Source organism: Streptomyces sp. NPDC030245 (genome assembly GCF_055572995.1).
In genome coordinates this window covers 17,310-31,266 of sequence record NZ_JBVICF010000015.1, presented here as the reverse complement: position 1 = coordinate 31,266, position 13,957 = coordinate 17,310, and the positions used below count along the sequence as shown (strand labels likewise).

General features: G+C 72.8%; 14 protein-coding genes. 4 read left to right on the top strand and 10 right to left on the bottom strand.

Annotated elements, in window-relative coordinates; all coding sequences use genetic code 11:
* Positions 1–31 precede the first annotated feature (31 nt).
* On the bottom strand, positions 32–811 hold the full coding sequence (locus tag ACZ4Z4_RS33090; RefSeq protein WP_468335686.1) for an SGNH/GDSL hydrolase family protein: 780 nt from the start codon (positions 809–811) through the stop codon (positions 32–34).
* Between the two features lie 182 nt (positions 812–993).
* On the opposite strand from ACZ4Z4_RS33090, the gene ACZ4Z4_RS33085 reads away from it, so the two are divergent.
* On the top strand, positions 994–1,248 hold the full coding sequence (locus tag ACZ4Z4_RS33085; protein ID WP_468335683.1) for a holin: 255 nt from the start codon (positions 994–996) through the stop codon (positions 1,246–1,248).
* Positions 1,249–1,299: 51 nt separating this feature from the next.
* Here the strand turns inward: ACZ4Z4_RS33085 and ACZ4Z4_RS33080 are convergent, their stop codons facing one another.
* From ACZ4Z4_RS33080 to ACZ4Z4_RS33060, 5 genes are all read right to left on the bottom strand, one after another.
* The gene (locus ACZ4Z4_RS33080; RefSeq protein ID WP_468335680.1) at positions 1,300–2,313 is read right to left on the bottom strand and encodes a hemolysin family protein; all 1,014 of its coding nucleotides are present in this window, start codon (positions 2,311–2,313) and stop codon (positions 1,300–1,302) included.
* Positions 2,310–3,677, bottom strand: coding sequence for a hemolysin family protein (locus tag ACZ4Z4_RS33075; RefSeq protein WP_468335677.1), 1,368 nt, complete (start codon positions 3,675–3,677; stop codon positions 2,310–2,312). The genes ACZ4Z4_RS33080 and ACZ4Z4_RS33075 overlap by 4 nt, the downstream gene beginning before the upstream one ends.
* 159 nt (positions 3,678–3,836) lie before the next feature.
* Positions 3,837–4,295 (bottom strand): GNAT family N-acetyltransferase, encoded by a 459-nt coding sequence (locus tag ACZ4Z4_RS33070; RefSeq protein WP_468335674.1) that lies wholly within the window; start codon positions 4,293–4,295, stop codon positions 3,837–3,839.
* A 69-nt stretch (positions 4,296–4,364) separates the two neighbouring features.
* The gene (locus ACZ4Z4_RS33065; RefSeq protein WP_468335671.1) at positions 4,365–6,929 is read right to left on the bottom strand and encodes an ABC transporter permease; all 2,565 of its coding nucleotides are present in this window, start codon (positions 6,927–6,929) and stop codon (positions 4,365–4,367) included.
* 13 nt (positions 6,930–6,942) lie between these two features.
* Entirely contained in the window at positions 6,943–7,791 is an 849-nt protein-coding gene (locus tag ACZ4Z4_RS33060; protein WP_468335668.1) for an ABC transporter ATP-binding protein, read from the bottom strand.
* 164 nt (positions 7,792–7,955) lie between these two features.
* On the opposite strand from ACZ4Z4_RS33060, the gene ACZ4Z4_RS33055 reads away from it, so the two are divergent.
* Together ACZ4Z4_RS33055 and ACZ4Z4_RS33050 are read left to right on the top strand one after the other, a co-directional pair.
* On the top strand, positions 7,956–8,204 hold the full coding sequence (locus ACZ4Z4_RS33055; protein ID WP_365366884.1) for an antitoxin: 249 nt from the start codon (positions 7,956–7,958) through the stop codon (positions 8,202–8,204).
* A 4-nt stretch (positions 8,205–8,208) separates the two neighbouring features.
* On the top strand, positions 8,209–8,580 hold the full coding sequence (locus tag ACZ4Z4_RS33050) for a fic family toxin-antitoxin system, toxin component (protein WP_398306719.1): 372 nt from the start codon (positions 8,209–8,211) through the stop codon (positions 8,578–8,580).
* Positions 8,581–8,600: 20 nt separating this feature from the next.
* Here ACZ4Z4_RS33050 and ACZ4Z4_RS33045 read toward each other — a convergent pair whose 3' ends face one another.
* The 4 genes from ACZ4Z4_RS33045 to bioB form a co-directional block, all read right to left on the bottom strand.
* Positions 8,601–9,272 carry a class I SAM-dependent methyltransferase gene (locus ACZ4Z4_RS33045; RefSeq protein WP_468335664.1) on the bottom strand — a complete coding sequence of 224 codons (672 nt, stop codon included), beginning with the start codon at positions 9,270–9,272 and terminating at the stop codon, positions 8,601–8,603.
* A 109-nt stretch (positions 9,273–9,381) separates the two neighbouring features.
* Positions 9,382–10,116 carry a dethiobiotin synthase gene (gene bioD / locus ACZ4Z4_RS33040; protein ID WP_468335661.1) on the bottom strand — a complete coding sequence of 245 codons (735 nt, stop codon included), beginning with the start codon at positions 10,114–10,116 and terminating at the stop codon, positions 9,382–9,384.
* A gap of 1 nt (position 10,117) precedes the next feature.
* The gene (locus tag ACZ4Z4_RS33035) at positions 10,118–11,404 is read right to left on the bottom strand and encodes an adenosylmethionine--8-amino-7-oxononanoate transaminase (RefSeq protein WP_468335658.1); all 1,287 of its coding nucleotides are present in this window, start codon (positions 11,402–11,404) and stop codon (positions 10,118–10,120) included.
* Complete coding sequence (gene bioB, locus ACZ4Z4_RS33030; RefSeq protein WP_468335655.1) at positions 11,397–12,599, bottom strand: biotin synthase BioB; 1,203 nt, start codon at positions 12,597–12,599, stop codon at positions 11,397–11,399. The genes ACZ4Z4_RS33035 and bioB overlap by 8 nt, the downstream gene beginning before the upstream one ends.
* 120 nt (positions 12,600–12,719) lie before the next feature.
* Here bioB and ACZ4Z4_RS33025 point away from each other — a divergent pair, with 120 nt between their 5' ends.
* Entirely contained in the window at positions 12,720–13,937 is a 1,218-nt protein-coding gene (locus tag ACZ4Z4_RS33025) for an 8-amino-7-oxononanoate synthase (protein WP_468335652.1), read from the top strand.
* The last annotated feature ends 20 nt before the right edge of the window (positions 13,938–13,957 follow it).

Below are 13,957 nucleotides of genomic sequence, written 5' to 3'. Positions count from 1 at the left end.
CCGTTCGTCGGAAGCTACGAGAGCGCAGGCGCTAGGGCAGCGGGCCGTCGTAGGGGAGCAGGTCGGGGCGCTTGGGCGCGCGGCCGTCGCCGGACGAGCGGCCGGTGAGGCGGCGCCCTATCCACGGCCCGAGGTGCTGCCTGGCGAACCGGGCGTCGGCGATGCGGCGCACCGCCCAGCCCGGCGGCACGGCGGCGGGCAGCGGGGCCTGCCAGTCGTCCTCGGGGTCGTAGCCGAGCGCCTGCCACACGGCCTCGGCGACCCTGCGGTGCCCCTCCGCCGTCAGGTGCAGCCGGTCCACGTCCCACATGCGCTGGTCGCCGAGGGCGGCGGCGCCGTACAGGTCCACGACCACCGCCCCGTGCCGGGCGGCCAGGTCGTCGACGTGCGCGAAGAGCTCCTCCATGCGGGGGCGGAACCGCTCCATCACCGGTCCGTTGCGGCCCGGGCTGCGCATCAGGACGAGCTGCTTGCAGGCGGGCGCGAGGCGTTCCACCGCCTCTTCGAGCAGATCGCGGACGCGGCGCATGTCGCACTTGGGGCGAAGGGTGTCGTTGAGCCCGCCCACCAGGGTGACCACGTCGGCCTGCATCGCGGCCGCGACGCCGACCTGCTCGTCGACGATCTGGCCGATGAGCTTGCCCCGCACCGCGAGGTTCGCGTACCGGAAGCCGGGGGTGTGCGCCGCCATCCGGCCGGCCAGCAGGTCGGCCCAGCCGCGGTAGCTGCCGTCGGGCAGCAGGTCCGACATGCCCTCGGTGAAGGAGTCGCCCACCGCGACGAGACTGGTGTAGTTGGCATTCATCTGCATGGCGAAAGCGATGGTATCCCGCCCGGGCGCGTCGGGGCTTCCACAGACATCTCCCACAGGCATCGCAGACATCTCCCACAGGCATCACACCCTCCGCTTCCCGGACCACCCGGCCCCTGGGCAGTGCGGCGGCACAGCGGTATGCCATAGGCGAGCCGTCGTCACGAGAGAGCGAGCCAGCCATGTGGACCGGAGCCTTCTGGAAGGCCACCGCGGAACGCGCGATCCGCACGTTCGCGCAGGCGCTGGCCGCCGTGCTGGTCGCCGGGGCGACCAGCCTGCTCGACGTCGCGTGGGGCGCGGCGTTCGCGACGGCGGGCCTCGCCGCGCTCCTCGCGGTCCTGACGGCGATCGGGGCGGCGGAGGCCGGGGCGGCGGGCCCCGGCATCACCGAGCAGCCGACGCCGTCGGCGGGCGCGGGCGAACCGGCCCGTTGAGCGGTGCGGCGGAGGGCGGACGCCCCCTCCGCCGCAAGGCGTGACAGTCGCTCACACGGGCTGGCCGAAGAGCTCCTGCAACACGTCCTCCATCGTGACCATCCCTGCGAGCCTGCCGTCCGAGCCGAGCACCGCCGCCACGTGCGTACGGCTGCCGCGCATGGCGGTCAGGACGTCGTCCAGCGGCGTGGTCTCACGCACCTGGGCGATCTTGCGCATGTCCGGCACCCGGAACGGCAGATCGCGCGGCGCCCGGTCCAGGGCGTCCTTGACGTGCAGATAGCCGACGATGCGGCGGCCGTCGTCGACCACGGGGAAGCGGGAGAACCCGGACTCGGCCGAGAGCTGCTCCAGCTGTTCCGGGGTGACGCCCACGCGCGCGTAGACCACGTCCTCCAGCGGCAGGACCACGTCCCTGACCGGGCGGCGGCCCAGTTCGAGCGCGTCGTGCAGCCGTTCCTGCGCACGGTTGTCGATCAGACCCGCGTCCCCGGAGTCCTTGACCATGCGGGCGAGGTCGTCGTCGGAGAAGCTCGCCGACACCTCGTCCTTGGCCTCGACGTGCAGCAGCTTCAGCAGGCCGTTGGCGAACGCGTTGATCGCGAAGATCACCGGGCGCAGCGCCCGCGCGAGCGCCACCAGCGGCGGCCCGAGGAGCAGCGCCGAGCGCACGGGCTCGGCGAGCGCGATGTTCTTCGGGATCATCTCGCCGAGCAGCATGTGCAGGTAGGTCGCCACGGCCAGCGCGATCACGAACGAGATCGGGTGGACCAGGCCGTGCGGCACGCCCACCGCGTCGAACGCCGGCTCCAGCAGATGCGCGATGGCCGGTTCCGCGACGATGCCGAGGACGAGGGTGCACAGCGTGATGCCGAGCTGCGCCGCGGCGAGCAGCGCCGACACGTGCTGAAGACCCCACATGACGCTCTTGGCGCGCTTGTTCCCGTCCTCCGCGTGCGGCTCGATCTGGCTGCGGCGCACGGAGATGAGCGCGAACTCGGCGCCCACGAAGAAGGCGTTGACGACGAGCGTCGCCAGGCCGATCAGCAGCTGGACGGCGGTCATCGGGCGTCCTCCTCGTGGTCGGCGCGGGTGCGGGCGTCGTGGGCGTCGGCGTCGCCGGGCAGCGGTGGCGCGTGCATCAGTACGCGGGCGGCGCGCCGCCCCGTGGCGTCGACGACGTCCAGCCGCCAGCCGCCCACCTCGACGTCGTCGCCGACGGCGGGGATGCGGCCGAGCCGCGTGGCGACGAGGCCGGCGAGCGTCTCGTACGGCCCGTCGGGCACGCGCAGGCCGACCCGCGCGAGCTGGTCGGTGCGGGCGGCGCCGTCGGCGGAGTACAGCGTCCTGCCGTCGTCGTCGGTGCCCTCCAGGACGATGTCGGACGTCTCGTGCGGGTCGTGCTCGTCCCGCACCTCGCCGACGACCTCCTCGACGATGTCCTCCAGGGTGGCCACGCCGGCGGTCCCGCCGTACTCGTCGATGACGACGGCCATCGTGCGCTTGCCCGAGAGCCGGTCGAGGAGCCGGTCGACGGTGAGCGTCTCCGGGACGAGGAGCGGCTCGCGCAGCAGTTCGGAGACGGGGACGCGCTGCCTGCGCTCGGCCGGTATGGCGAGCACGTCCTTGATGTGGGCGACGCCGACGACCGTGTCCAGGTTCCCGCGGTAGACGGGGAAGCGGGAGAGGCCGGTGGCGCGTGTCGCGTTGGCGACGTCCTCGCAGGTGGCGTGCACATCGAGGGCCATGACCTGGACGCGGGGCGTCATCACGTTCTCCGCGGTGAGGTCGGCGAGGTTCAGCGTGCGCACGAACAGCTCGGCGGTGTCCGCCTCCAGGGCGCCCTCCCTGGCGGAGTGGCGGGCCAGGGCCACCAGCTCCTTGGGGCCGCGCGCGGAGGCGAGCTCCTCGGTGGGCTCCATGCCGAAACGGCGTACGGAACGGTTGGCGGTGTTGTTCAGATGCGCGATGAGCGGCCGGAAGGCGGCGCTGAACAGCCGCTGGGGCGTGGCCACCCGCTTGGCGACCGCGAGCGGCGAGGAGATCGCCCAGTTCTTCGGGACCAGCTCGCCGACGACCATCAGGAAGACGGTCGAGAGGGCCGTGCCGATGACCAGGGCGATGGAGGAGGCCGCCGACCGGGGGACGCCGAGGTCGCGCAGCGGGCCCGCGATCAGCTTGGCGATGGACGGCTCGGAGAGCATGCCGACCACCAGGTTGGTGACGGTGATGCCGAGCTGGGCGCCCGAGAGCTGGAAGGTGAGGTTCTTGACGGCTTTGAGGGCGCCGGACGCGCCGCGCTCGCCGCGTTCGACGGCCCGCTCGAGCTCGCTGCGCTCGACCGTCGTGAGGGAGAACTCCGCCGCGACGAAGACGCCGCACGCCAGGCTGAGCAGCACCGCCACGAGGAGCAGGAGCACTTCGGTCATCGGGTCACCTCCGTCCCATGATCGGACAGGAGTCGGAGGAGTGCGCGATGTCGGGTACTGGGAGGCTCGCCCATGGGCGGACGCTCACACCTTTCAGTCGGATACGAGTGGTACGTACAGGTTAAAGGATCGGCAAAGCCGACCGGACCCCGGTGGGGCCTACTCCTCGTACCCGGGAGAGAGCGGCTTCACCCAGCGGCTCCACTGCGGCTCGGCAGCGTAGCCCGCCGCGCGCCAGGCGTGGTGGGCCAGAGCGTTGCCGTCCAGGACCATCGCGTCGCCCCGCCGCCCGCCGAGCCGCACGAACCGCTCCTCCGCGGCCGCGAGCAGCGCCGAGCCCACGCCGCGGCGGCGGTGGTCCGGGTGCACGGCGAGGCGGTACAGATGGCAGCGCCAGCCGTCGAAGCCCGCGATGACCGTGCCCGCGAGCTCGGCGCCACGCTCCGCGAGGATCAGCGCCTCGGGGTCCCGGGCGACGAGCCGCTCCACCCCGGAGCGGTCGTCGCTGATGCTCGTGCCCTCGGCGGCCGTCTTCCAGAAGGCGAGCACCGCGTCGAGATCCCCGGTCGTCGCGGTCCGTACGCGCATTTCCTTGCCGTGTGCATGGAAATCGTTCATGTCGGCATCCCACCACCGGCCCGTTCCCCGGCGCGCGGAAATTCCAGGATGCGGACGCCGGGGAGCGCGTCACTCGTGCGCGATGGCCGCCAGCACGTTCATGCGCGATGCCCGCAGCGCGGGCAGCAGCGCCGCCGCGAGCCCCACGACCACCGAGCCGATCACCACCGCGACGATCGTCGTCCAGGGGAACGCCAGCTCCTTCATGCCCTGGAGCGCGAGGACCTGCTGCACGGCGACGCCCCACACCAGGCCGAGTGCGAGGCCGAGCAGCGCTCCGAAGACCGCGATCACCACCGACTCCAGGCGGATCATGCGCCGCAGCTGACGCCGCCCGAGGCCGATGGCGCGCAGCAGACCGATCTCCCTGGTGCGCTCCACGACCGACAGGGCCAGGGTGTTGACCACGCCGAGGACCGCGATGACGATCGCCAGGCCGAGGAGGGCGTAGACGAGATAGAGCATCACGGCGATCTGCTGCCGGATCAGCTCCTTGTAGTCGGCCTGGTCGCGCACCTGTACCTGCGGATACGGATCGAGGGTCTTCTCCAGGCGCTCGCGCAGGGTGTCCGCGTCCGTGCCCGACGCCGCGTTGACGTACAGCGCGGAGTCCTGGCCGCCCGGCACGTACTTCTCGACCGTGCCGAATCCGAGGAAGAGCCCGCCCTCGATGCCGAAGCCCTCGGCCGAGTCCTGGTCGGTGAGCGCGCCGACCGTCAGCTTCGTCTCGCGCCCGCCGGGGAACGTCGCGGGCAGCGCATCCCCGAGCCGCACCTCGTGCTCCTCGGCGAAGTCCTTGTCCATGCCGATCCGCCCGGCCGCCAGCGCCTCCCGCGAACTGCCCTGCGCGTACGTGACCTTGGCGACGTCGTCGAGCCGCGGGTCGTAGCCGGCGGCGGTCGACTCGACGTTCTCGCCGTCGGGCAGCGCCAGTTCGATGGGCGTGAAGCGCTGGCGTACGACCAGACCGGCGCCCTCGGTCTCCTCGACCTTCCCGGTGATCTCCGGCGAGAACGGCATGAAGTTGCTGTTCTGCACGACGAAGTCCGCGCCGAGCGTCTTGTCGATCTGCCGGTCGAACGACTTGGTCATCGACGCGCTGGCCACCGAGAGGCCGCCGACCAGTGCGAGCCCCACCATCAGCGCGGCCGCCGTGGCGCCCGTGCGCCGCGGGTTGCGCAGCGCGTTGCGCTGGCTCATCCGGCCGACCGAGCCGAAGACCGCGGGGAACGCGCCGCCGAGGACCCGGATCACCGGGCGCACCAGGAGAGGCCCCGCGACGACCGTGGCGACCAGGGTCAGGACGATGCCGAGCCCCAGCAGCGACGCCGCGGACGAGGTCTGCTCCGCGGTCGCGCAACCGACCAGCGCGGCGGCACCGGCCGCCCCGACGACGGCGCCGACGGCCGCCCGCACCTTCAACGGCCGCCCCACGCCGGCGATCTCCGCGTCGGCGAGCGCCGCCATCGGCGACACCTGCGCCGCCCGCCGGGCCGGGAGGTACGCCGCGACGAACGTGACGCCGACCCCGACGACGTACGAGACGACGGGCGTCGCCCACCCGAAGACCATCTCCGTGGACTTCAGGTTCATCCCCAGCAGGCCCATCAGCTCAATCAGGCCGAGGGCCAGCCCTATGCCCGCGGCGAGCCCCAGCGTCGAGCCGGCCAGACCGAGCAGCAGCGCCTCGAAGAGCACGGACCGGCGCACCTGCCTGCGGTCGGCGCCGAGGGCGCGCAGCAGGCCCAGTTCGCGGGTGCGCTGCGCGACGAGCATCGAGAAGGTGTTGACGATCAGGAAGACGCCCACGAGCACGGCGACCCCGGCGAAGCCGAGCATCACGTACTTGATGACGTCGAGGAACCCGCCGAGCTCGGCCGCCGCCGACTCGGCCTGCTCGTCGGCGGTCTCCAGTTCGTAGCGGGAGCCCAGCTCGGCGGCGATCCGGCGCTTCAGCGTCGTGTCGCCGACGCCGTCCGCGGCCGTCACGGCGATGCTCGTCGCCACCTTCTCGGAGCCGAGGAGCTCGCGCTGGGCGGTCGCCGTGTCGAGGAAGACGAGAGCGGCGCCCGGGTTCGTGGTGGTGAACGTGGCGATGCCGACGACCTTCACCTTGAACGAGCCGGGCCGGGCCAGGACGGTGAGGGTGTCACCGATCTCCACGTCCTTCTTGTCGGCCGTGTCCGCGTCGATCATCGCCTGACCGGCGCCGCGCGGCGCACGGCCCGAGGTGAGCTCCACGGGACTGCGGTCGGTGGGGTACCAGTTGGTGGCGACGGTGGGCGCGCCGGTCGTCGGGCCCACGGATTCGTTGTCGCGGTCGACGACGGTGATGTTCTCGACGGACACGTCGATGTGCGTGTCCTTCACCCCGTCGACCCCGGCCACCCGCTCCTTCAGGTCCGCGGGCACCGTCGGCGTCTGCCCCGACGGCACGGCCTCGTCCAGGTCCTCCTTCGGCGCGACCGTCACATCGGCCGAGGTGGAGGCGAAGAGGCGGTCGAAGGTGCGCGCGACCGTGTCCGAGAAGATCAGACTGCCCGCCACGAACGCCACCGAGAGGATGACGGCCAGCGCGGAGAGCGCGAGCCGCCCCTTGTGCGCCAGGAAGCTTCTGAGTGTCGCCTTCAGCACCGCGGCCCCCGGCTCAGCTCTGGTCGGACGGTTTGTCGACGGACACGGACGTGTTTGGTCCCGCCGCGGGCATGCCGGGGGCCACCGCGTGCAGGGCGTCGAACCGTTTCATGCGTTCGAGCACCGCCTCCGCGGTCGGCCGCTCCATGTCGTCCACGATCCGCCCGTCGCCGAGGAAGAGCACCAGGTCGGAGTGGGCCGCCGCACCGGGGTCGTGGGTCACCATCACGACGGTCTGGCCGAGCTGGTCCACCGCCTCGCGCAGGAAGCCGAGGACTTCGAGCCCGGCCCGCGAGTCGAGGTTGCCCGTCGGCTCGTCGGCGAAGATCAGCTCGGGTTTGGCGGCCAGCGCCCGCGCGCACGCCACCCGCTGCTGCTGCCCGCCGGACAGCTGCGCGGGACGGTGCTTGAGCCGGTCCCGCAGCCCCAGCGTGTCGATCACGTGCTCCAGCCAGTCGCGGTCCGGCCGCTGCCCCGCGATGTCCATCGGCAGCGTCATGTTCTCCAGGGCATTGAGCGTCGGTATGAGGTTGAAGGACTGGAACATGAAGCCGACGCGGTCGCGCCGCAGCCGGGTCAGCTCTCGCTCCTTGAGGCCCGTGATCTCGGTGTCGCCGAGCCACACCTGGCCCGCCGAGACGCTGTCGAGGCCGGCGAGGCAGTGCATCAGGGTGGACTTCCCCGAACCCGACGGGCCCATGACGGCCGTGAAGCGCTCACGCGCGATGTCCACGTCGACCGAGTCGAGGGCGAGCACGGTCGTCTCGCCCGACCCGTACGCCTTGGTGAGACCGCGGGCGCGGGCGGCGATACCGGCGGGCTCCGGGCGACCCGCGGACGGTGTCGAAGCAGGTGCGGACAAGGCGGCCTCCTGGGTTGTGGCCGTACCAACTCCCGTGACCCCGCCGAGAGTAGTGGGGCCGCCCGGGTCTCCGGTATCCCTCCGAGGTCGGGCCCACAAACGCATGTAGGGGGCAGGGTCATGGCGGTCTTGTGGTGCTAGCACCTCGGCGCTAGCTTGACGGTATGGCGAAGACACAGCTGAACGTGCGGGTGGACGAGGACACCGCCCGGGCCGCGCGGGAGCGCGCCCTGGCCCGCGGCATGAGCGTCAACCGCTATATCGAGGAACTCGTCAAACAGGACGCCGGGGAAGTGGGACACACCTTCGTCGAGGCCGCCGCCGACTTCATGAAGCAGTACGAATCGGTGTTCGCCGAGGAGTTCGGCGTCGAGCGCGAGGGCAGCCGCCCGGTGCGTGAAGGTCGCTGCTGAGCCGTTGGACCTCAGAATCGACCTTGCCTGGCTCCTGATGGTCGCTGAACACAAGACGCCCGGAGACCCGCAGGTCACCGACTGGGGCGCGCTCGTCGCCGCCGTCAGCAGACACGAGGCGGAGATATTCGGCGTGCCCGTCTACGAAACCCCGCACGACCGCGCGGCGGCGCTCCTCCAGGTCCTGCTCCACATCCCCGCGCTCGAACGCTCCAACGCCCTCTTCGCCTCCTCCGTCGCCTACGCCTACCTCGTCTCCAGCGGCCTGAAAGTCGTCACCTCCCCCGAGCAGGTGCGCGAGCTGGCCCGTCTGGTGAAGGAGGACGGCGCGAGCGTGCACGCCATAGCGGACCAACTGCGCCAGTGGAGCCTGTGAGCCCGTGACACCGTGGATCCTCACGTCGCGTCGGGGCGGACCGCTGTCCCCAACACGCAGTACGACGTGGGCAGGCGCGGCCCCTTCGCCGGCACCAGGAACCGCCGGTGCGCGCCGACCTCGAACCCGGCGTCGCGCAGCGCCGCCAGCGGATCCCGCGCGACGTGACAGCCGCCGAACAGCGGCGGCCACACCGTCCGGTCCAGGACGCGCTGGGTGAGTGACATCAGCGTCCCCGGCGCCCGGCCGTGCTCGAAGAACCGCAGCTCACCGCCGGGCCGCAGCACCCGCCGCAGCTCGCCGAGCGCCCGCCGCACGTCCCGCACACTGCACAGCACGAGCGAGACGACGGCCGCGTCGAACGCCTCGCTCTTGACGGGCAGCGCCTCCGCGGCGCCCGGCACGACGTCCACCGGCACGTCCGCGCGCAGGGCCGCGGAGACCGCGAGCCGCCGCAGAATGCGCTCCGGTTCGATCGCCACGACCTCGGAGACCGTGCCCGGGTAGTGCGCGAAGTTGAGCCCGTTGCCCGCGCCGACCTCGATGACCCGCCCGGCGAGACCGGCGAGCAGCTCCCGCCGGTGAGCACCGATGACGGGCTCGGAGGCCACGCTGTGCCGAGCGTAGAAACGGGCGAAGACGGGGTGGTGCACGGCGTCCCTGGACACGGACTTGGCGGAGTGCGGCGACATGGGACCTCCTCGGCGGGAGCGAGCGGATACCGCCATGGTGCCCCGACGAAGGGGCGCCCGACCCCGACGGGGCCGCGCGCCCCGCCGTCACCTCACCCGGGACACCACCTCAGCATCCGTATGCCCCCGGCGCCTCCCGCTCCGCGAACGCCACGCCGTCCCATGTGCCGCCCAGCTCCGGCCCCAGCCAACTCCCCGCCACAGCGCGGAATTCGGGGCCGTCGAGCGAGCCGGCGCCCTCCGGGATCGCGCCGAGGAGCGGGGTGCCCGCGTCCTTCGGCAGGTCCGCGAGGTTGCAGCGGGACGCCAGGTCGGGGTCGGACGGCCAGCTGCCGACCAGGGGACCCAGCTGGCGCACACCGCGCGCCCGCAGCGCTTCCGCAGTCAGCGCCGTCGCGTTGAGCGTGCCGAGACCCGCCGTGACGACCATCAGCACCGGCGCGCCCAGGAGCCGGGCCGCGTCCGCGAGGGTGCCGCCCTCGTCGTCGAGGCGCACGAGCAGCCCGCCCGCCCCCTCGACGAGCACCAGGTCGTGCTCGGTCGCGAGCTTCGCCGCCGCGTCGGCCACGTCCCGCGGGTGGACCTGCGCGAGACCGGCCCGCCGCGCCGCGACGTCGGGCGCCAACGGCTCGGGATAGCGGGCGAGTTCGAGCGTGGTGACGCCGTCCCCCGCGAGCCGCGTCACCTCCTGCGCGTCGCCGGGACCGCCGGGCTCCACCCCGGTCTGCGCCGGCTTGAGCACGGCAACGCTGCGCCCCGCCGCCAGGGCCACCGCGGCCACCGCGGCGGTCGTCACCGTCTTGCCGATCTCCGTGCCTGTACCGGACACCACGATCACCGTCACGTCACCCCTCCTTCGCCGCCGCGCACACCGCGCGCGCGATCTGCGCCACGTCGTCGTCGCCCGTGACGAACGGCGGCATCGTGTAGATCAGGTCGCGGAACGGCCGCACCCACACGCCCTCGCGCACCGCCGCACGCGTCGCCGCGGCCATGTCCACCGGATGGTCCAGCTGTACGACACCGATCGCCCCGAGGACGCGGACCTCCCGCACCGAGGGGAGCGCGGCGGCCTCGGCCAGGCCGTCCCGCAGACCCGACTCGATGCGCTTGACCTCGGTCGGCCAGTCCTGCCCGAGCAGCAGGTCGATCGAGGCGCCGGCCACCGCCGCCGCCAGCGGATTGCCCATGAACGTCGGCCCGTGCGCCAGCACCGGCACCTCGCCCCGCGAGATGCCGTCGGCGACCCGCGCCGTGCAGAGCGTCGCGGCCATCGACAGATAGCCGCCGGTCAGCGCCTTGCCGACGCACATCACATCGGGGGAGACACCCGCGTGATCGGCCGCGAACAGCGCGCCCGTACGGCCGAAGCCCGTGGCGATCTCGTCGAACACCAGGAGCACGTCATGGGCGTCGCACGCCTCCCGAAGAGCGCGCAGGTAGCCGGGGGAGTGGAACCGCATCCCACCGGCCCCCTGCACCACGGGCTCGACGATCACCGCGGCGAGTTCGTCGGCGTGCCGCCCGACGAGCTCATGGAGGTGCTCGGCGTACGACTCCTCGTACGCGTCGAACCCGCCGGGCGGCGCGTCGGCGAACACCTGCTGCGGCAGCACCCCCTGCCACAGCTCGTGCATACCGCCCTTGGGGTCGCACACGGCCATCGGCTGCCAGGTGTCGCCGTGGTAGCCGCCGCGCCACGTCAGCATCCGCCGCTTCTCGGGCCGGCCGAGCGAGCGCCAGTGCTGGAGGCACATCTTGACCGCGACCTCGACCGCGACGGAACCCGAGTCGGAGAGGAAGACGTGCTCCAGACCGTCGGGTGTGATGTCGACGAGGCGCTTGGCGAGCGCGACGGCGGGCTCGTGCGTCAGCCCGCCGAACATGACGTGGCTCATGCGGTCCAGCTGGCCGCGGACCGCGTCGTTGAGCACGGGGTGGTTGTACCCGTGGATCGCCGACCACCAGGACGACATGCCGTCGATCAGCTCGCCGCCGCCCGCCATGCGCATCCGGACGCCGCTCGCGGACTCGACGACCAGGGGTTCCTGGCGGCCCGGCATCGGCCCGTAGGGGTGCCAGACGTGCTGCCGGTCGAGGGCGAGCAGCTCCGCCGTGGAGAGGTCAGGCATTGGGGGCCAGGTCCGTTCCCGCGCCCCGGCGGCGTACCGCCACCAGGTCCGTGCGCGCCTCGCCGGAACCGGTCGCGTCCGCGGCCGGGGTCTGTGCCGCGGGCGCGGCGGCCGGCTCGGAGCTCCCGCACGGACCGCACCCGCCGCCGTCGTGCGAGCCACAGCCACCGGCCGCGGCGGCCGCCGCCTCGGCGCGGTGCCGCGGCAGCGTCACCTGGTCCGTGCCCTCGACCTCGAACCCGGCGTCCGCGATCATCTCCAGGTCGGCCTTGCCGGCCTGGCCCTCGCTGGTCAGGTAGTCGCCCAGGAAGATGGAGTTGGCGATGTTCAGGGCGAGCGGCTGCATCGAGCGCAGATGCACCTCCCGGCCGCCCGCGATGCGCACCTCGATGTCCGGGCAGACGAACCGGACCATCGCGAGGATGCGCAGACAGCGCTGCGGCGTGAGGTTCCACTCCTTGGCCAGCGGCGTGCCCTCGAAGGGGATCAGGAAGTTCACCGGCACCGAGTCCGGGTCGAGCTCGCGCAGCGAGAAGACGACGTCGACGAGGTCCTCGTCCCGCTCGCCCATGCCCGCGATCAGCCCCGAGCAGGCGGAGAGCCCCGCCGCGTGCGCCTTCTGCACGGTGTCCACGCGGTCGGCGTAGGTGTGGGTCTTGGTGATGTCCGCGTACGTCGCCTCGGAGGTGTTGAGGTTGTGGTTGTACGCGTCGGCGCCCGCACCCCGCAGCCGCTCCGCCTGGCCGTCCGAGAGCAGACCGAGGCAGGCACAGACCTCAACGCCCTCGTTCTGCTCCTTGACGGCCGCGATGGTCTGCGCGACCCGGTCGACGTCACGGTCCGTCGGGCCGCGCCCGCTCGCCACCAGACAGACCCGCTTGGCGCCGCCCGCGACCCCGGCCGCCGCGGCCTGCGAGGCCTCGTCGGGCTTCAGCCAGGTGTACTTCAGGATCTCGGCCTTGGAGCCGAGGCGCTGCGAACAGTACGAGCAGTCCTCGGGACACAGGCCCGACTTGAGGTTGACCAGATAGTTGAGTTTCACCCGTCGCCCGAACCACTGCCGCCGCACCTTCCCGGCGGCGGCCACTACGTCCAGGAGTTCGTCGTCGGAGGTGGCCAGGACGGCCAGCGCCTCTTCACGGGTCGGCAGTTCGCGCCGAAGCCCCTTGTCCACCAGCGTGTTCAGCAGGTCCATGGCGCTGATCCTTACGCACGGCAGCCTGCCGGGCCAAGGAGAGTTCGCACAACAGAAACGGTTTGAGGTGTGGGTATTGCCACACCCTGGCCAGGTGGCACGACGACTAAGGTCTGTGCAATGTCTACAAACAGGCACCCCGTGACGGGCGCGTCCACCGCGCCGGACAGAGCGCCGGACGGCGCCCTCGGCCGCGCACCGCGCGACGCGTTCGGCTGGCTCGACGAGCAGGCGCGGCTGCGCGCGGACGCCGGCCTTGTCCGCACCCTGCGCCCGCGCCCCGCCGGCCCGGACGGCCTCATCGACCTGGCGGGAAACGACTACCTGGGCCTGACCCGGCACCCCGAGGTCACCGAGGGCGCGGCCGCCGCGGCCCGGCGCTGGGGCGGCGGTGCCACCGGCTCCCGGCTCGTCACGGGAACCACCGAGCTGCACGCCGAACTGGAGCGTGAGCTCGCCGCCTTCTGCGGCGCCGAGGCGGCCCTCGTCTTCTCCTCCGGCTACGCGGCGAACCTCGCCGCCGTCACCGCGCTCGCCCCCCACGGCTCACTGATCGTCTCCGATGCGGGCAACCACGCGTCCCTGATCGACGGGTGCCGGCTCGCGCGCGGGACGACGCAGGTGGTGCCGCACGCCGACCCCGAGGCCGTCCGCAAAACGCTGGACGCGCACAGCGGCCCCGCCGTCCTGGTGACCGACTCGGTGTTCTCGGTCGACGGCGACATGGCGCCGCTCGCGGAACTGGCCGCCGCCTGCCGGGAATTCGGCGCGGGGCTGATCGTCGACGACGCCCATGGACTCGGGGTGCTCGGCGACGGCGGCCGGGGCGCCCCGTACGCGGCGGGGTTGGCGGGCGCGGGCGACACCGTGGTCACCCTCACCCTGTCGAAGTCCCTCGGCAGCCAGGGCGGCGCCGTCCTGGGCCCCGCCAGGGTCATCGAGCACCTGGTGAACGCCGCCCGCACCTTCATCTTCGACACGGGCCTCGCGCCCGCCGCGGCCGGCGCCGCCCTCGCGGCCCTGCGCCTGCTGCGCCGCGAGCCCGGCCGGGCGACGCGGGCCCGCGAGGTCGCGGCCGAGCTGTACCGCCGCCTCACGGCCGAAGGCCTGTCCGCGGTACGCCCCGACGCCGCCGTCGTCTCCGTCCGCGCGCCGTCACCGGAGCAGGCCGTGCGGTGGGCCGCCGACTGCCGGGCGGAGGGGTACGCCGTGGGCTGTTTCCGGCCGCCGTCGGTGCCGGACGGCATCTCACGGCTGCGGCTGACCGCCCGCGCCGATCTCACCGACGCACAGATCGCCGGTGCGGTACGGGTGATCAGCCGCAGTGCACCCAGGTGAGGCGTGCCGGGCCCGCAAGG